Raw genomic sequence first — 16,483 nt, forward strand, 5'->3', positions numbered from 1 at the left:
CCGCGGCCTCAGACACCCGGCTCCACGGCATCGCCGCCGACGTCCTGCAGGGAGCCCCCTCCCTTCACTGCGTCCCGAGCAGTAGCATCGACCAAGGACTCCGGAGGAGGAGGAAACCGTGGAGGAAAGCGTCGATGACCCCTATGATCTTGACCGCTTTGTCAGCGCCCAGGATGGCGGCGGAACCTACCGCGAGGCGCTGGCGGAGCTTCGCCAGGGCTCCAAGCGAAGCCACTGGATGTGGTTCGTCTTCCCCCAGCTGGCGGGCCTCGGGCACAGCCCCACGGCCAGGCGATACGCCGTGTCCGGCCTGGACGAGGCGCGGGCCTACCTCCGGCACCCCGTGCTTGGTCCACGCCTGCTCGAAAGCGCCGCGGCTGTGGCCGGCCATACGGGGCGTACCGCCGGGCAGATCTTCGGCGGCACGGATGAGAAAAAGCTGCGCTCCTCGATCACCCTGTTCCTGCGGGCAGATCCGGAGGAAGCCATCTTCCAGCGCCTGCTTGATCAGTATTTCGAGGGCCTGCCAGACGCCGCCACCGACCAGCTCCTCGGCGGACGAGGCTAGGGCGCCCCGTCCCGCAAGGCGCCGCTCCCCTCGGCGAAGCCCTACCCGTCGGGCTCCGTCAACGCGATGATCATGCGTTCCAGCCGCGCGACGCCGACGTAACGGCCGGCATTGTCAGTCACCAGCAGTGGCTCGAAGCGGCTCGCCTTCGTCCGCGTCATTGAGCGGGCCAGGGCTTCGCTCAGCGGTGTATCGAGGTTCACGCGCATCCCCGGGCTCACCAGACCGAATCCGGCGGTGTCCGCGTCCAGCACGGAAACCGGCCGCAAATGGTCGCCAAGCAGCACAATCGACTGCAGTGCGGGGTTCCCCGCGAAGGCTTCCGCCGCGAGGGCAGCTGTGGTGGCTGTCGGCGCCGTTTCCAGGACGTCCCGGATCACGGTCTTGTGTGCCACGGGCCGCTTCGAGGCCAGCCGGTGCGCCACGTCAAGGTCGATAGGTGACCACGGCGGCGCGGGCCGGGCCAGGCAGTATCCCTGCACCAGCGGCACACCGAGGGACACCAGGGCATCGAGCTCTTCCACGCGCTCCACCCCCTCGGCGAGGATCCAGGCATCCACGCGGCTGGCGAAAGTTCCGAGCATGCTGATCAGGGCCCGCTTTGCCTCATCCCGGTCGACGTCCTGGATGAGTTCTCGGTCAATCTTGATCAGCGAGGGCCGCAGCGCCAGGAGGTGCCGCAGTCCCGCGTAGCCGGCACCGGCGTCGTCGATGGCGATCAGCGCTCCGGCTGCGCGCAGCTGGTTGAGGTCCGGTTCCAGCCCGACGTAGGAGTCGATGGGGGTCTGCTCGGTCAGTTCGACGACGAGGCCGCCCAGGTTGCCCTCTTCCCGCCACACGCTTCGGATGTTCTCCGTGGGGAGCAGTTCGGGTGAGACGTTCACCGTCAGGAAGCAGTTCGGCGGCAGCGTATCCCGGGCCGCGAGCGCGGTCCGCAAGGCGGCCGCTTCCAGTTCCGCGGACCTGCCGTGGGACCGCGCGGCCGCGAACCACACTTCGGGGTTTTTCTCGATGAATCCGGGGAACCTGGCGAGGGCTTCGTACCCCGCCACGGTGCCGCGGGAAGTATCGACAATCGGCTGGTACGCCGAGGACAGTCCTTCGCCGCGGCAGGCGGCCGCCAGGAGCTCGTCCCAGTTAGTGCCGGGAGAAGCGCCGGCGCTGGGAGGCGGACCGTCCGCCGCGGGAATCAACTAACCGGAACGATAGATCTGTGCACCGACTGGACCAGGTCCGCCGGCAGTTCAGCAAGTCCGTGGGCGGAGGCGGCGTGCGCTGCCACCTTGACCAGGATTTCGTCGTCCGTGCTGCACACCCAACGGGCTTCGCAACCGGGTACCACATCACCGCAGGCAAATGACTTCACTAAGGCTCCTTATGTTTTGACGCGAATGGCCTAACACTACTCCCGGGTTCGTTCAAATCCCGCCGATTTTCGGCGGAACACGCGGGGCCAGGGCGGCTGCTTCTCGCGCCGCCGCCTCGATCCTTGCGCGGTGCGCGGCCCATTCGGCCGGCGTCCGCCCGGTGAGGTTCGGGTCGCCGGGGCGCTGCCCCGCTGTCCCGTCGATCAATTCGCGGAGGATATCCGCATGCCCGAGGTGGTGGGCCGTCTCGACGCACATGTGGACCAGGATCTGGTGCAGGGTCACGTGGCGCCGCTCCTCGGGCCACCACGGCACCTCGCCTCCGGCGTCGATCGGCAGTTGCTCGATCGTCGCATCGCTGTGAGCGGCCGACAGCCGGTGCAACTCGAGGATCTGCTCCCGCGATTCATCCGCGGCCGCCCACATATCGGCATCCGGTTCGACGTCGTCTGCCAGCCAGGGGAGCTCCAGCCCGCTCGGCCGGCCGAAAACCTCGCCGAAGTAGCCAAGCTCAACGCTCGCGACATGCTTGACCAGGCCCAGGAGGTTCGTCCCGGTTGCCGTCAAGGGACGACGGGCATCGTACTCGCTGACGCCGTCGAGCTTCCCCAACAGGTCGGCCCGGCGGACGCGCAGGTACCGGTGCAAAGTCGCCTTTTCATCCATGACGCGGACTATACCCAATGCCTGTGCCAGTCCGGGTATCGACGGACGGGCCGAGGCGGAGGAGGATTAAAAGGGCAGTCACCATAAGGAGGTTAGTGATGTGCTATCAGTACCATAGGGATTTCCGGCAGGACGTCCAGAAGGATGCCGCAAAGGAATCTGAGGAGCGCCCCGAGACCCGGGTGGAAGAGAAGGACTTCAAGTTCTGGACCTTCCCCCGCCGCAGCAGGGAGTTCACGGTCGAGGAACCGGCACCGGTTGACCGCACCCGCGAGAAGGTTTAGCCCGCAGCACAAGGAAGGCTCCTCCACGAGGGGCCTTCCGCTCGTCCCGGTGGGCACCGCCGTCGTCTCAGGAAAACAGTCGCATCGGGAAACATACGGAAGACTGGAAGCTTCCGATCACAAAGGCAGGACCACCTTGATTAATCTGCAGCAGGACGCCGACGGCTTCATCCGCATGAACCGGCATTTTCCCGGCAGCACGCTCATCTCCATCACCTTCAATGACGGGTCCACGGAGCAGTTCCTGGGCCGCCAGCTCAACAAGGCCTATGACGAAGCCTTGGCCGTGTACCGGGCTGAGAACCATCTGGATGCGAAGGGATACTCCCGGGCACCTAAGAAAACGGTCCAGCCGGCCCACAAGATCGAGTTCGTGGCCGTTCACCCCGGCATGGCGGACTAGCCGCCTGCGGGCCCCCGCTGCACAGGACGGCAATCGCATACCCGATGGCGGCGAGGACGCCGACGGACGCAAGGACGACACCCAGCAAGGCCGTCCCGGCCGTCACCAGGGATGCGACGGCCAGGCGTAGTCGCGATGAGTCTAGCCCCACCTATTCGGTGTATTCCCGGCAGAAGGGCCCAATAATAGGAAGAAACACGGCCTGGCCAGACGGACGAACATTGGGGACACTTTGAAAATACCGGCATCCGGATTCCGCAACACCCTAACTTCGGCTACAGTTGCCGCCCTTCTAGCCGCCACCGGCTGCTCCACACAGGGCTCCGGGACGGCGTCCGCGGGCGGCACTGCGCCACCCGTTACGGCGCCCGCGTCACCAACAGCGGCCGCGTCACCAGCAGCGGCCGCGTCAGCAACCGCAGGCGCGACGACGACGGCGTCGGCGCCGATCCCCGCTCCGGCACCGTCCGGTGGGGCGCCGGCCGAAGCCGCCCGGGTGCAGACTTTCACCTTTCCGGACGGACACATCTCCTTCGCGTACCCCGCGGGATGGACGGTACAGACGAAGCAGGGCCCGTACCTGGACGAGGCGTCCAAGGCAGGATCCGTGGAGGCGCTGGTGCAGGACCAGACCGGCGCTGAAGTCGCCAGCATCTCCAGCGGCATGTACGGCGACGGCGCCGCGGGCCCGGTTAAGCGGACTGTCCTGGACCAGGCACCGGTACCTGGGGTCATCGATGCCACCGGCAAACCCGCCGAGTTCGGTTTCGCCCTCGACGAGGTCCAGCCCGACGGCAGCTCGTACTATTTCATGGATGTCCGGCTCGCCGCCGAGTTCCTGCCCAGCCAGGAGAGCTCCGGATCCAACCAGGTCCCCCTCGCCAACGGGATCATGGCCGCCTACGTGGTCTTTGACTACACCCGGCAGCCCGTGTTCGCGACACCCGACGCGGCGAAAGCCTGGATGGCGACGGAACAGTACAAACAGCTGAAGTCGCTCCTGCTCAGCCTGAAGTACTCGTAGGGAGCCGGCTTCGGTTTGTCGGGCTTCCCATCGGGAGTCCCCGGACACGGAACCTTGATTCAGGCAAAGAAAAAGCCTCCGGAACCTGGTGGTTCCGGAGGCTTTTCCAAGGGTGGCAGATGAGGGATTCGAACCCCCGTAGGCGTTGCCAGCTGATTTACAGTCAGCCCCCTTTGGCCGCTCGGGTAATCTGCCGAACTTCAAATGAAGATCACTCGCGGCTTCGGCTTCAGAACGCCTGTTTCCAGTCCGTTCCGCTTCCAGCAACCGCGGGCAAGACAACTTTACAGAACTTCCGCCGAAGAATCGAATCGGCGCCATGCGGGTCCAAAAAGCCCGGAATATCAGGCGTCCCCAAGGATGCGCGCAGCGATCTTTGCCTCGAACCTGGACGCCTGCTCCTCCGTGATCTGATTTAGCTGGACGGCACGCGCCAGGTCCGCCTGGACCCCGTCCAGCCGGGAGGACACATCCGCGGCAGGACTGAAGATGATGGAGGCGGCCAGCGCCGCAGCGGCAACCGTCGTCGCGGCCGTGGCGATACTTCCGGCGGCGGCAGCGGTGGAACGGGTGACATATCGGATGGCCTTGCGGTGCATGCTCATCGCCTTTCGAGCAGTTCTAACAACAACCCTTGCAACTATGGCCGCCCAAGCTTCGTTCCCGCCCTGCCTCGGCTTTAAGGAAACTGTGAATCCGGCACCGCCTCTCCGGCCTTCATATCCGGAGCATCCGTACTAGGCTGGAATGCAGACACCAGGGCCTAACAGCAGGCGCCCAACAACCACCAGGAGGACAGTCATGGCAGGCGAATCCACGTTCGACGTCGTCAGCAAGGTAGACAAGCAGGAGGTCGCCAACGCACTGCATCAGGCGCAAAAGGAACTCGTCCAGCGCTATGACTTCAAGGGCGTGGGCGCCGAGGTCGATTTCAGCGACGAGAAAATCCTGATGAAAGCCAACTCCGAAGAGCGGGTGCTTGCGGTCCTGGACGTGCTGCAGTCCAAGCTCATCCGCCGCGGCATCTCCCTGAAGTCCCTCGACACAGGCGAGCCCTACGCCTCCGGCAAGGAATTCCGGCTGGAAGCCTCCATCAAGGAAGGCATCGCCCAGGACCTGGCCAAGAAGATCAACAAGCTGATCCGTGACGAGGCCCCCAAGTCGGTCAAGTCCCAGATCCAGGGCGACGAGCTGCGCGTGACCTCCAAGTCCCGCGACGACCTGCAGGAGACCATGAATATCCTGAAGGGCTTCGACGAGGCCGACCTGCAGTTCGTGAACTTCCGCAGCTAGCAGGCTGGCTAGGCCAGCGGCCTCCCGGCCATCCGCTCCAGCCGCCCGATCCGCTCATCCATTGGCGGGTGGGTCGAGAACAGCTTCGCCATTCCGCCACCCTGGAACGGGTTCGCGATCATCAGGTGCGAGGCATTGACCAGCCGCTGGTCCGTCGGCAGCGGCGCCAACTGCACGCCCTGCTCGATCTTGCGCAGGGCTGAGGCGAGGGCCAGCGGGTCCCCGGTCAGCACGGCACCGTCCTCGTCGGCGTCGAACTCCCGGGTGCGGGAAATGGCCATCTGGATCAATGACGCGGCAAACGGGGCCAGCAGGGCCATGGCAAGTGTGGCCAGCGGGTTCGCATTGCGCCGGTCACCACCGCCGAAGTACAGCAGCAGCTGCCCCACCGAGGTGATGACGCCGGCGACGGCGGCGGCCACTGAGGAGGTCAGGATGTCCCGGCTGTAGACGTGCATCAGCTCGTGGCCCAGCACCGCCCGGAGCTCCCGGGCATCGAGGAGCCGGAGGATCCCCGCGGTGCAGCACACCGCCGCGTTCTGCGGGTTCCGTCCGGTGGCAAAGGCGTTCGGGGCCATCGTTGGCGAAATGTAGATCCTTGGCATCGGCTGCTGTGCCCGGCCGGACAGTTCCCGGACGGCCTGGTACAGCTGCGGCGCCTCGGCCTCATTCACCGGGAAGGCCTGCATCGCCCTGATGGCGATCTTGTCGCTGTTCCAATATCCGTAAGCCGTCGTGGCCACCCCGACCAGGGCCATGATCCAGATCGGGGCAGAACTGCGCGTGCTGGATCCGATCAGCGCGCCCAGTCCGAGCAACACCGCCCACAGCACACCGAAGAGGGCCGCGGTCTTCAGGCCATTGTGATGTCGATGCACTGTCCCTCCCACACCGGGCTCCCGGTTGTGGCGTTCCGGGAACCGCTTTGTTCCGGAAAACGAGCCGCTACGGGACGGGGTTCCGCGCGTCGTACTTTAGGAAGCCCGACTGCAGGTGCGCCACCACCCATGCCACTGCGATGCACAACAAACCACCGAGCAACAGGACCCAACCCTCACTCAAAAGTTTAGTCCCGCCGCCTGCAAGCATGTCCCCCACCCGCGGGCCACCGGCCACCACGACGATGAAGACACCCTGCAGCCGCCCCCGCAGGTGGTCCGGGGCGGAGGCCTGCAGAATGGTGGTGCGGAAGACCGCGCTGATGGAGTCGGCGATGCCAGCGAGCGCGCAACATAGTGCCGCGGGCAGGAGCCACAGCGTCACCCCGCTCTCGCCCGAGCGACCGGCAAACACCACCACCAGGCCGAAGCCGGCAATCGATGCTCCCCAGCCCATCACGGACCACACGACGGCGACCCCCTGCCGGCGCACGGCTCCCAACGGCCCGGAGAAAAGCCCCGCCAGGAAGGCCCCGACGGCGGTCGACGCCAGCAGGATTCCCACCGTGGCTTCGCCGCCGCCGATCATTAGCGCACCTATTGCGGGCAGCAGGGCCCGGGGCTGGGCGAAAATCATGGCGACAAGGTCGATGATGAAGGTCATCCGCAGGTTGGGCCGTGTACCCAGGAACCGGAAGCCCTCGATAACGGACCGCAGCCCCGCGGGCCGTGCATGCTCTCCCGGCGGCATGGGCGGCAGCTTCAGGAGCGCCCAGAATGCGAAGGCGAAGCTGACGACGTCGATCGAATACGTCCAAGCGAAGCCGATCGAGGCCACCAGCACGCCGGCCAGCAGGGGCCCGGCCGTCATGCTCAGGCCGAAGCTCATCATGCTCAGGGCGTTGGCGGCCGGCAGCAGTTCCTTGCGGACCAGCACCGGGATGATGGCGCTGCGCGCAGGCTGGTTGATGGCCTGGGCGCCGCTCTGCACGGCAACGAGGACGTACAGCAGCCAGACGTTCCCCAGCTGCAGCCAGGACTGGAGCGCCAGGCAGGCGGTGGTCAACCAGAGGACGGAGGAGGCCAGCAGTGCCACCTTGCGGCGGTCGTGGGCGTCCGCGATCGAACCGCCGATCAGGCCGCCAAACACCAGCGGCACCAGGGCGAAAATGCTGAGCAGCCCCACATAGAGGCTGTCCTGGGTGAGGCGGTAGACCTCAAGGCTGACCGCCACGAGGGTCAGCTGGCTGCCCAGCGCGGAGACGGCTGAGCCCAGCCATAGACGGCGGAAGGCCGGACTTTCCCGCAACGGCGTGATGTCCGCCAAAAATTTCCCCACCCGGTCACTTTAGAGGGCCGCGAACGCTGCCGTGGAACCGGGTTAGCCTTGCCTTATTGTGAGGCAATCATAATAAGTGCTTGAATGGGGTCATGACAGTTTCCGCGGGCACTCACGATGCATGGGCTGCAGCCCTGCGCGCCCACGGACGCCGGGTGACGAAGCAGCGCCTCGCCGTGCTCGCCGCCGTCGAACACCATCCGCACTCCCCGGCCGAGAGCATTCTCGCCGCCGCCCGCCAGGAGCTGCCCGAACTGACGGCGCAGTCCGTTTACGTGGTCCTGGGCGACCTGACGGATCTGCGGATGCTGCGCCGCTTCGAGCCCCCGCATTCCCCAGCGCTGTATGAGACGCGCGTGGGCGACAACCACCACCACGCCGTGTGCATCGGCTGCGGCCGCGTCGAAGACGTCGAATGCGCCGTCGGTCACGCTCCGTGCCTCACCCCGCACTGGGACGAGGGCACCAAGCCGATGACCATCCAGATCGCCGATGTGATGTACCAAGGCATCTGCGAGGACTGCCAGCGCAGCCAAAAACTTCCCTCCGAACGAAACTAAGCAAGAAACTAGAAATAGGAGAAAGATGACCCAGAACATCTCTGCGCCCGCAGTGTCGACAACCCAGTCAGGCGCCCCGGTCACGTCCGATGCCCATTCCCAGGCAACCGGCGCCGATGGCGCAATCATCCTGACCGATCACTACCTGATCGAGAAGCTGGCACAGTTCAACCGTGAGCGGGTTCCGGAGCGCGTAGTGCACGCCAAGGGCGGCGGCGCGTTCGGTACCTTCAAGACCACCGAGGACGTCTCGAAGTACACGAAGGCTGCTTTCCTGCAGCCCGGTGTTGAGACCGAGATGCTGATCCGCTTCTCCTCCGTCGCTGGCGAGAGCGGCTCCCCCGACACCTGGCGCGACCCCCGCGGCTTCGCCGTGAAGTTCTACACCACCGAGGGCAACTACGACCTCGTCGGCAACAACACCCCGGTCTTCTTCATCCGCGACGGCATCAAGTTCCCGGACTTCATCCACTCGCAGAAGCGCCTGCCGGGCAGCCACCTGCGCGACGCCGACATGCAGTGGGACTTCTGGACCCTTTCCCCCGAGTCCGCACACCAGGTCACCTGGCTCATGGGCGACCGCGGCCTGCCGGCCTCCTGGCGTGAAATGCAGGGCTACGGCTCGCACACCTACCAGTGGATCAACGCCGAGGGCGAGCGCTTCTGGGTCAAGTACCACTTCAAGTCCAACCAGGGCGTCAACTCCATCACGGGCGACGAGGCCGAGGCACTGGCCGGCTCGGACGCGGACTTCTACATCCGCGACCTGCAGGAAAACATTGCCGCCGGCAACTTCCCGTCCTGGGACCTGCACGTCCAGGTCATGCCGTATGAAGACGCCAAGACGTACCGCTTCAACCCCTTCGACCTCACCAAGGTATGGCCGCACGCGGACTACCCGCTGATCAAGGTCGGCACCATGGAGCTGAACCGGAACCCGGAGAACTACTTCGCGCAGATCGAGCAGGCCACCTTCGCACCCTCGAACTTCGTGCCGGGCATTGCCGCTTCCCCGGACAAGATGCTGCAGGCCCGCATCTTCTCCTACGCGGACGCACACCGCTACCGCGTGGGCACCAACCACGCGCAGCTCCCCGTCAACCTGCCCAAGAGCCAGGTCAACAACTACAGCCAGGACGGCGCCGGGCGTTACCACTTCAACGCTCCCTCGGTTCCGGTCTATGCTCCCAACTCCGTCGGTGGTCCGGCTGCAGTGGAGCCGCAGAGCCCGGCCGGCGGCTGGGAGAACGACGGGGCGCTGACGCTCTCCGCGCACTCCCTCCACGCTGAGGACGGCGACTTCGGCCAGGCGGGCACGCTATACCGCGAAGTGTTCAACGACGGCGAAAAGGCCCGCCTGCTCGACACCATTACCGGTGCTGTGGGCGGCGTGAAGAACGCCGGCATCAAGGAACGGGCCATCCAGTACTGGACCAACGTCGACGCCGAGCTCGGCGCGAAGCTGCGCGCCAACCTGGGCGCGGCTGACGCCGGCGTCGTCGGCGGCACCTCCGACGCCGAAGCGGCGAACAAGATCGGCTAACACCCCATTCCGTCTTCCGGACAATGAAACACCCCGCCGCGGCTGGAACTCGACCAGCCGCGGCGGGGTGTTTGCGTTTTTCCACATGGACGCCGCATCCCTCGCAGTGTGGCCAGCCACGTCCGTACGATTCATCCATGACCCCATTCGAAGGCATCCCGGATGCCGCCTTCCGGTTCTACTCCGACCTCGAACGAAACAACAACCGCGACTGGTGGCTGGAACACAAGGCAATCTACGACGCCGCGGTGAAAGCACCGCTGACGCGGTTGCTTGCCGAACTGGAGCCGGCCTTTGGTGCGGCGAAGCTCTTCCGGCCCAACCGGGATGTCCGGTTTTCGCTCGATAAATCACCCTACAAGACGGCCCAGGGGGCGTTCGCCTCGACGGCGGAGGGTGTGGGCTTCTACGTCCAGCTCAGCGCTGATGGCCTTCTCATTGGCGGGGGCTGTCACACCCACTCGCCGGCGCAGCTCGCACGCCTGCGTGGCTCCGTCGATGCCGAATCAAGCGGCCAGGAGCTGCAAAGGATCGTGGAGGCGATTGCTTCGTCCGGCTTCGAGGTGGAGGGCGAGCGCCTCAAGACTGTCCCGCGGGGATTCGACAAGGATCATCCACGGGCCGATCTGCTCAAGCACAAGTCACTCACCGCGGGCATGAACGTGGGCCGGCCCGGCTGGCTCGCCACGCCTGCAGCAGCCGACCAGGTGGCCCGGCGCTGGGAGGAGCTGCGGCCGCTGGTGGAGTGGATCAGCCGCTACGCCGCACCCTAACGGTGACCGGACAAACGCCGAAGTCGCTCAGAGCCAGAAGGGGTCAGAACCAGAACCGGTCAGGCGAGGGTGAACGCGATGTTCGACCAATAGGTGGTTGGCTCAAACGGCATCGGGGTCACCACAGCCACTTACGCTCCGATCCCGTCCGCCTGCTCGGCCGGCCTGAGTCTCGGCGGGAGCGGGTGCAGGATCCTCTTATTGTCACAGGTGCCTGAAAGACTAGGGACATGGACGGCAATCGGAAGCCCGAAGTGGTTCGGGCAGGGCACGGCGCTGGAGACGGCGTGACCGTCGCGGACCTGGTCCGGCTCGTGGCCGCCCTGCCTGCCCCGGACAGCCCTGCCGCCCTCATCAACGAGTTGCGCTGCCTGGAGGACCTGAAGTCCGCCCTGGCCGCCCGCCAGGCCCGGGACGCCGTCGCCTTCGACTTAGCCCAGCGCCGCGCCCAGCAGGCCGCCGGCGTCCCCGTCGGCGGGCTCGGGACCGGGGTGGCGGCGCAGATCGCGCTCGCCCGGCGCGAATCCCCCGCTAAGGGCGGCCGGCTCCTGGGCCTGGCCAAGGCCCTCGTGACCGAAATGCCGCACACCCTCGGCGCGCTGGAGACCGGCCAGCTCAACGAATGGCGCGCCACTTTGCTTGTGAAGGAGACCGCTTGCCTGCCCGCGGCGGACCGGGCCGCCGTCGACGAGGAACTCGCCGCCGACACAGGCACCTTCACCGGCGCCGGGGACCGGACCATCGTCGCCGCGGCCCGCGCGGCGGCGTATCGGCGGGACCCGCGGTCCGTCACCCAACGGGCGGCCCATGCCGCCGCCGACCGGCATGTCAGCCTCCGTCCCGCGCCGGACACCATGACCTACCTGACCGCGCTGCTGCCGGTTGCGGAGGGTGTCGCGGCCTACACCGCCCTGTCCCGGCACGCCGACACCGCCTGCACCGCCGGGGATTCCCGCGGCCGCGGCCAGCTGATGGCGGACGCCCTGGTCGAACGCACCACCGGCAGGGCAGGCGGGATCAGCGGCATCGAGATCCAGCTCGTTCTGACCGACCGCACCCTGTTTCAGGGCGACTCCGAACCAGCCCGGCTTCCCGGCTACGGCATCGTCCCCGCCGGCTGGGCCCGCGAACTGATCAAGGGTGCCGGCTCCGGCTCGGCGCCCGGTGGCGGCTCCGGCCTGCCCGCCGGCTCGCATCCCGGCACGGAAGGCGGCCGGGGCACCGACGGGGACCCCGGCAACCGCTACCTGCAGATCTGGCTGCGGCGGCTCTACACCGCCCCCGGCACCGGGGACCTCGTCGGAATGGACTCCCGCGCCCGGCTCTTTCCGCCCGGGCTCCGCCGCTTCCTCCAGACCCGCGATCAGACCTGCCGCACCCCCTACTGCGACGCCCCGATCCGCCACATGGACCACGTCCTCCCCTGGGCCGAAGGAGGACCCACCACCGCGGCCAACGGCGCCGGGCTTTGCGAAGCCTGCAACCACACCAAAGAAACCCCCGGCTGGACCAGCCGTCCATGCCCCGGACCCGCCGGCGGCGACGAACCCAGACGGCGACACACCCTCGAAGTCACCACCCCCACCGGCCACACCTACCATTCCACCGCACCACCCCAGCCCGGCACGCCCCTCCGGCGATCAAGTGCCCAAAGCTCAGGTGCCCGAAGTCCACTCACCGCCCCGGCAGCTATGACTTCAAACGGCCCGACATTTCCGACGCGAACTCCGGCACCATGCCAAGACACTCAAACGGGTCCGGGCGGCTTCCCCGGGCGCAGCCTGATCCGCCGCTGCTGACAGAAACGCAAGGGACAGGCCGGCCGGCAGGCAGGCAGGCAGGCACGGTCAGCATCCCGCGCAGTCCGCGTCGGTGCCGGAGGACGCAAAACCGCCCGCCGATCAGGTGATCGACGGGCGGTTTGGGTCACTTGCGGGGAATCACAACGCGGGACAGTTCCCACGGACAGCGCGGAAGCTTAGGCGCGGGTGAACTCGTCGTCGTTGTCTTGCACCTTCTGGTCCACCGGTTCCGCGGCCGGAGCGGCGACGACCGCCGGGCCGTTGACGGAAGCCTTGGCGTCGGCGAACTTCTCGTTCAGCCGCGAGTGGCGCTGACCGTAGGAGAAGTAGATGATGACACCGATCACGAGCCAGCCGGCGAAGAAGATCCAGGTCTCAACGGCGAGGTTCGTCATCAGGTAGAGGCACAGGACCGCCGAGACGATCGGGAGCACCTTACCGAACGGCACGCGGAACGCCGGCTTGAGGTCCGGGCGCTTTTTGCGCAGCACCAGGATGCCCAGGCTCACCATCACGAACGCGGACAGCGTGCCGATGTTGATCATTTCCTCCAGCAGGTCCACATTCGTCAACCCGGCAACGAGGGCCACGCCTGCGCCGCAGATGATCTGGAGGCGGACCGGCGTCGCGCGGGTGGCGCTGGTCTTGGACAGGGAACGCGGCAGCAGGCCGTCGCGACTCATTGCCAGGACCACCCGGGAAAGACCCATCAGCAGCACCATGATCACCGTGGTGAGGCCAACGAGGGATCCGAAGGCGATGATCTTGGCCGCGTCGGTATTCCCCACGGCCTCGAAGGCGGTGGTGAGTGTCGGATTCTCGGCTTCGGCCAGCTCGGTGTAGGACACCATGCCGGTCAAGGCCAGCGACACGAGGATGTAGAGGACGGTGACGACGGCGAGACCGCCAAAGATGCCGCGGGGCAGCGTCTTCTGCGGGTTCTTGACCTCTTCGGCCGAGGTGGCCACGACGTCGAAGCCGATGAAGGCAAAGAAGACCAGGGCAGCGCCGGCGAAGATTCCCAGCGTGCCGTACTGAGCGGGCGCCGCGCCGGTCAGGAATCCAAAGAAGGACTGCTTGAGGACGTCGGCGGTTCCGGTGCCGCCGGTCGGCTCCGAGGCCGGCACGAACGGTGCGTAGTTCTCAAACTTCACGTAGGTGAAGCCCACCACAATGACGAACAGCACGACGGCGATCTTGATCAGGGTGAAAACGTTTCCGACGCGGGCCGACAGCTTGGTCCCCAGCACCAGCAGCACGGTGAACACCGCCACGATCAGGAAGGCACCCCAGTAGAGGTCGACCCCGCCGAGGGAGATCGACGGCGGAATGTCGACGCCCATCAGCGCGAACACCTTGCTGAGGTAGATGCCCCAGTACTTGGCGATCACGGCGCCGGCCGTAAAGAGTTCCAGGATCAGGTTCCAGCCGATGATCCATGCGAGCAATTCACCCATGGTGGCGTAGGTAAACACGTAGGCCGAGCCTGCCACCGGGATGGCCGTGGCGAACTCGGCGTAGCACATGATAGCGAGAGCGCACGTGACGGCGGCGATGGCGAAAGATATCGTCACTGCCGGTCCGGAGAAGTTCGCGGCGGCTTTGGCCCCTACGGAGAAGATTCCGGCGCCGACAGCAACGGCGACGCCCATAATCATGAGGTCCCAGGTACTGAGTGACCGCTTGAGCGTACGTCCCGGTTCATCGGCGTCAGCCATGGACTGCTCGATGGTTTTGGTCCGGAATAGGTTCATAGGAAAGTCCACAATCTCGATAACTTGTTGGAAACAGACCTATCCATCGTAGTGTCCATCCAGTGGACGACCATTTTTGTCCCACATACTGAGACGCTCACGGTGGTCGCCAGGATGATCCGTACCGGTTTGGCGCGGCCTCAGACCGGCCAGTCCATCAGGGTGGAGCGGATTAGGAAGCGTTTGCCCTCGGGAGCTTCCACCGAGAACCCGCTCCCCCGGCCCGGTACGACGTCCACGGTCAAGTGGGTATGGCTCCAGTAATTGAACTGCTCCCTGGACATCCAGAATTCCACCGGCTGGGGCTGCAACCCGTCCGAAATGTCGAACAGCCCGAGCTGCACGTCCGAGTCGCCGGTGATGAACTCCCCGGCCGGATAGCACATCGGCGAGGAACCGTCGCAGCAGCCCCCGGACTGGTGGAACATCAGCGGCCCATGCTGCTTCCACAGCTTGCGCAGCAGGTCAACGGACTCAGGGGTGAGCGCCACCCGCGAGAAGTCCTCTCCGGGGCGGGTCACGGCGGCGTCGAGCCGGGTCTGGGACATCGGGGCCTCATCTGGGTTGTCTGGGAAGTGGTGCGGGCGGGGACGGATCAGTTCTGATCCGTCCCCGCCCGGGTCGGTGCGGCTTAGAAGAAGCCGAGCTTGTTCTCGTTGTAGCTGACCAGCAGGTTCTTGGTCTGCTGGTAGTGGTCGAGCATCATCGAGTGGTTCTCGCGGCCGATGCCGGAGGATTTGTACCCGCCGAACGCGGCCCCTGCCGGGTAGGCGTGGTAGTTGTTGACCCACACCCGGCCGGCCTGAATTTCACGGCCGGCGCGGTAGGCGACGTTGCCGTTGCGGGACCAGACGCCGGCACCCAGGCCGTACAGGGTGTCGTTGGCGATGCCCATGGCGTCGTTGTAATCGCTGAAGCGGGTCACGGATACCACAGGGCCGAAGATCTCCTCCTGGAAGATGCGCATTTTGTTGTGGCCTTCGAAGATGGTCGGTTGGACGTAGTAGCCGCCGGCAAGGTCTCCGGACAACTCGGCCCGGGCGCCGCCGGTGAGTGCCTTGGCGCCCTCCTGCTTGCCGATGTCGATGTAGGAGAGGATCTTCTCGAGCTGGTCGTTGGAGGCCTGGGCGCCGAGCTGGGTGTCGGTGTCCAGCGGGTTGCCCTGGATGATCTTCTGGGTGCGGGCCAGCGCGTCGGCCATGAAGGAGTCGTAGATGCCGTCCTGGACCAGGGCGCGCGACGGGCAGGTGCAGACCTCGCCCTGGTTGAAGGCGAAGAGGGTGAAGCCCTCAAGGGCCTTGTCGTAAAACGCATCGTTGGTGTCGGCGACGTCGTTGAAGAAGATATTGGGGCTCTTGCCGCCGAGTTCCAGGGTGACCGGAATGAGGTTCTGGCTGGCGTACTGGCTGATCAGGCGGCCGGTTGTGGTCTCGCCGGTGAAGGCGATCTTGCGGATGCGGGGGCTGGAGGCCAGCGGCTTGCCGGCTTCGACGCCGAAGCCGTTGACGACGTTGAGGACACCGGCGGGAAGGAGGTCGCCGATGAGCTCCATCAGGACGAGGATGGAGGTCGGCGTCTGCTCGGCCGGCTTCAGGACCACGGCGTTGCCGGCGGCGAGGGCCGGCGCAAGCTTCCAGACGGCCATCAGGATCGGGAAGTTCCAGGGGATGATCTGGCCGACGACGCCGAGCGGCTCGTGGTAGTGGTAGGCGGTGGTGTCGTCGTCGAGCTGGGAGAGGCGGCCCTCCTGGGCCCGGACGGCCGACGCGAAGTAGCGGAAGTGGTCCGCGGCGAGCGGGAGGTCGGCGTTGAGGGTTTCGCGGATCGGCTTGCCGTTGTCCCAGGTTTCGGCGACGGCGAGCATTTCGAGGTTCGCGTCGATCCGGTCCGCGATCTTGTTCAGGATGGCGGCGCGCTCGGCGACGGAAGTCTTGCCCCAGGACGGTGCCACCTTGTGGGCCGCGTCCAGCGCCAGTTCGATGTCCTCCGCCGTGCCTCGTGCAACCTCGCAGAAGGCCTTGCCGGTCACGGGGGTGATGTTCTCGAAGTACTGGCCCTTGACCGGGGCAACCCATTCGCCGCCGATCCAGTTCTCGTAACGGTCCTTGAAAGTGACCTTCGAGCCCTCGGTACCGGGCTGTGCGTAGACAGTCATTGCTAGCTCCTTTGCTGTGCAAGATCGATGGCGAACTGACGATGGCAGTTGCCGTAGCCCTCAGCCTAGGAGCG

General features: G+C 66.0%; 18 protein-coding genes and 1 tRNA gene. 9 read left to right on the forward strand and 10 right to left on the reverse strand.

Annotated elements, in window-relative coordinates:
- Positions 1-118 precede the first annotated feature (118 nt).
- A complete protein-coding gene (locus OM977_RS15505) occupies positions 119-568 on the forward strand; it encodes a DUF1810 domain-containing protein (protein WP_264354788.1) in 450 nt (149 codons plus the stop codon).
- A 41-nt stretch (positions 569-609) separates the two neighbouring features.
- Here OM977_RS15505 and OM977_RS15510 read toward each other — a convergent pair whose 3' ends face one another.
- The 3 genes from OM977_RS15510 to OM977_RS15520 are packed head-to-tail and all read right to left on the reverse strand — an operon-like array spanning position 610 to position 2,601.
- Positions 610-1,761 (reverse strand): EAL domain-containing protein, encoded by a 1,152-nt coding sequence (locus tag OM977_RS15510; RefSeq protein ID WP_264354789.1) that lies wholly within the window; start codon positions 1,759-1,761, stop codon positions 610-612.
- Complete coding sequence (locus OM977_RS15515; protein ID WP_333473983.1) at positions 1,758-1,934, reverse strand: DUF1059 domain-containing protein; 177 nt, start codon at positions 1,932-1,934, stop codon at positions 1,758-1,760. The genes OM977_RS15510 and OM977_RS15515 overlap by 4 nt, the downstream gene beginning before the upstream one ends.
- Before the next feature lie 52 nt (positions 1,935-1,986).
- Positions 1,987-2,601, reverse strand: a complete 615-nt coding sequence (locus OM977_RS15520) for a DinB family protein (RefSeq protein WP_264354790.1) — start codon at positions 2,599-2,601, stop codon at positions 1,987-1,989.
- Positions 2,602-2,699: 98 nt separating this feature from the next.
- Here OM977_RS15520 and OM977_RS15525 point away from each other — a divergent pair, with 98 nt between their 5' ends.
- The 3 genes from OM977_RS15525 to OM977_RS15535 all read left to right on the forward strand — a co-directional run bounded on the left by OM977_RS15525 (position 2,700) and on the right by OM977_RS15535 (position 4,312).
- Positions 2,700-2,885 (forward strand): hypothetical protein, encoded by a 186-nt coding sequence (locus OM977_RS15525; RefSeq protein WP_264354791.1) that lies wholly within the window; start codon positions 2,700-2,702, stop codon positions 2,883-2,885.
- A gap of 136 nt (positions 2,886-3,021) precedes the next feature.
- A complete protein-coding gene (locus OM977_RS15530) occupies positions 3,022-3,288 on the forward strand; it encodes a hypothetical protein (RefSeq protein ID WP_264354792.1) in 267 nt (88 codons plus the stop codon).
- Between the two features lie 496 nt (positions 3,289-3,784).
- On the forward strand, positions 3,785-4,312 hold the full coding sequence (locus tag OM977_RS15535) for a hypothetical protein (protein ID WP_264354793.1): 528 nt from the start codon (positions 3,785-3,787) through the stop codon (positions 4,310-4,312).
- A gap of 113 nt (positions 4,313-4,425) precedes the next feature.
- On the opposite strand, the gene OM977_RS15540 is transcribed toward OM977_RS15535, so the two are convergent.
- Positions 4,426-4,507: transfer RNA gene (locus tag OM977_RS15540), tRNA-Tyr, on the reverse strand.
- A 149-nt stretch (positions 4,508-4,656) separates the two neighbouring features.
- Entirely contained in the window at positions 4,657-4,911 is a 255-nt protein-coding gene (locus OM977_RS15545) for a hypothetical protein (protein WP_264354794.1), read from the reverse strand.
- A 202-nt stretch (positions 4,912-5,113) separates the two neighbouring features.
- Here OM977_RS15545 and OM977_RS15550 point away from each other — a divergent pair, with 202 nt between their 5' ends.
- Positions 5,114-5,605, forward strand: a complete 492-nt coding sequence (locus tag OM977_RS15550; RefSeq protein WP_264354795.1) for a YajQ family cyclic di-GMP-binding protein — start codon at positions 5,114-5,116, stop codon at positions 5,603-5,605.
- Between the two features lie 8 nt (positions 5,606-5,613).
- On the opposite strand, the gene htpX is transcribed toward OM977_RS15550, so the two are convergent.
- Together htpX and OM977_RS15560 are read right to left on the reverse strand one after the other, a co-directional pair.
- Complete coding sequence (htpX, locus tag OM977_RS15555; protein ID WP_264354796.1) at positions 5,614-6,483, reverse strand: zinc metalloprotease HtpX; 870 nt, start codon at positions 6,481-6,483, stop codon at positions 5,614-5,616.
- 67 nt (positions 6,484-6,550) lie between these two features.
- Positions 6,551-7,822 (reverse strand): MFS transporter, encoded by a 1,272-nt coding sequence (locus OM977_RS15560; protein WP_264354797.1) that lies wholly within the window; start codon positions 7,820-7,822, stop codon positions 6,551-6,553.
- Between the two features lie 92 nt (positions 7,823-7,914).
- Here OM977_RS15560 and OM977_RS15565 point away from each other — a divergent pair, with 92 nt between their 5' ends.
- The 4 genes from OM977_RS15565 to OM977_RS15580 all read left to right on the forward strand — a co-directional run bounded on the left by OM977_RS15565 (position 7,915) and on the right by OM977_RS15580 (position 12,497).
- Positions 7,915-8,382 carry a Fur family transcriptional regulator gene (locus tag OM977_RS15565; protein ID WP_264354798.1) on the forward strand — a complete coding sequence of 156 codons (468 nt, stop codon included), beginning with the start codon at positions 7,915-7,917 and terminating at the stop codon, positions 8,380-8,382.
- 25 nt (positions 8,383-8,407) lie between these two features.
- Positions 8,408-9,925, forward strand: coding sequence for a catalase (locus OM977_RS15570; RefSeq protein ID WP_264354799.1), 1,518 nt, complete (start codon positions 8,408-8,410; stop codon positions 9,923-9,925).
- 137 nt (positions 9,926-10,062) lie between these two features.
- Positions 10,063-10,698, forward strand: a complete 636-nt coding sequence (locus tag OM977_RS15575) for a DUF2461 domain-containing protein (protein WP_264354800.1) — start codon at positions 10,063-10,065, stop codon at positions 10,696-10,698.
- Between the two features lie 230 nt (positions 10,699-10,928).
- The gene (locus OM977_RS15580) at positions 10,929-12,497 is read left to right on the forward strand and encodes an HNH endonuclease (RefSeq protein WP_264354801.1); all 1,569 of its coding nucleotides are present in this window, start codon (positions 10,929-10,931) and stop codon (positions 12,495-12,497) included.
- Positions 12,498-12,676: 179 nt separating this feature from the next.
- On the opposite strand, the gene OM977_RS15585 is transcribed toward OM977_RS15580, so the two are convergent.
- From OM977_RS15585 to exaC, 3 genes are all read right to left on the reverse strand, one after another.
- Positions 12,677-14,254, reverse strand: a complete 1,578-nt coding sequence (locus OM977_RS15585) for an APC family permease (protein WP_264354802.1) — start codon at positions 14,252-14,254, stop codon at positions 12,677-12,679.
- Positions 14,255-14,394: 140 nt separating this feature from the next.
- Positions 14,395-14,802 (reverse strand): DUF779 domain-containing protein, encoded by a 408-nt coding sequence (locus OM977_RS15590; RefSeq protein ID WP_264354803.1) that lies wholly within the window; start codon positions 14,800-14,802, stop codon positions 14,395-14,397.
- An 83-nt stretch (positions 14,803-14,885) separates the two neighbouring features.
- On the reverse strand, positions 14,886-16,409 hold the full coding sequence (gene exaC, locus OM977_RS15595; RefSeq protein WP_264354804.1) for an acetaldehyde dehydrogenase ExaC: 1,524 nt from the start codon (positions 16,407-16,409) through the stop codon (positions 14,886-14,888).
- Between the last annotated feature and the right edge of the window lie 74 nt (positions 16,410-16,483).

This window comes from Pseudarthrobacter sp. MM222, from assembly GCF_947090775.1.
Lineage (GTDB): Bacteria > Actinomycetota > Actinomycetes > Actinomycetales > Micrococcaceae > Arthrobacter.

Coding starts and splice junctions, on each gene's coding strand:
- OM977_RS15520 (WP_264354790.1), bottom strand. CDS start 2,601: ATGGATGAAAAGGCGACTTTGCACCGGTACCTGCGCGTCCGCCGGGCC.
- OM977_RS15525 (WP_264354791.1), top strand. CDS start 2,700: ATGTGCTATCAGTACCATAGGGATTTCCGGCAGGACGTCCAGAAGGAT.
- OM977_RS15545 (WP_264354794.1), bottom strand. CDS start 4,911: ATGCACCGCAAGGCCATCCGATATGTCACCCGTTCCACCGCTGCCGCC.
- OM977_RS15550 (WP_264354795.1), top strand. CDS start 5,114: ATGGCAGGCGAATCCACGTTCGACGTCGTCAGCAAGGTAGACAAGCAG.
- OM977_RS15565 (WP_264354798.1), top strand. CDS start 7,915: ATGACAGTTTCCGCGGGCACTCACGATGCATGGGCTGCAGCCCTGCGC.
- OM977_RS15570 (WP_264354799.1), top strand. CDS start 8,408: ATGACCCAGAACATCTCTGCGCCCGCAGTGTCGACAACCCAGTCAGGC.
- OM977_RS15575 (WP_264354800.1), top strand. CDS start 10,063: ATGACCCCATTCGAAGGCATCCCGGATGCCGCCTTCCGGTTCTACTCC.
- OM977_RS15580 (WP_264354801.1), top strand. CDS start 10,929: ATGGACGGCAATCGGAAGCCCGAAGTGGTTCGGGCAGGGCACGGCGCT.
- OM977_RS15585 (WP_264354802.1), bottom strand. CDS start 14,254: ATGAACCTATTCCGGACCAAAACCATCGAGCAGTCCATGGCTGACGCC.
- OM977_RS15590 (WP_264354803.1), bottom strand. CDS start 14,802: ATGTCCCAGACCCGGCTCGACGCCGCCGTGACCCGCCCCGGAGAGGAC.
- exaC (WP_264354804.1), bottom strand. CDS start 16,409: ATGACTGTCTACGCACAGCCCGGTACCGAGGGCTCGAAGGTCACTTTC.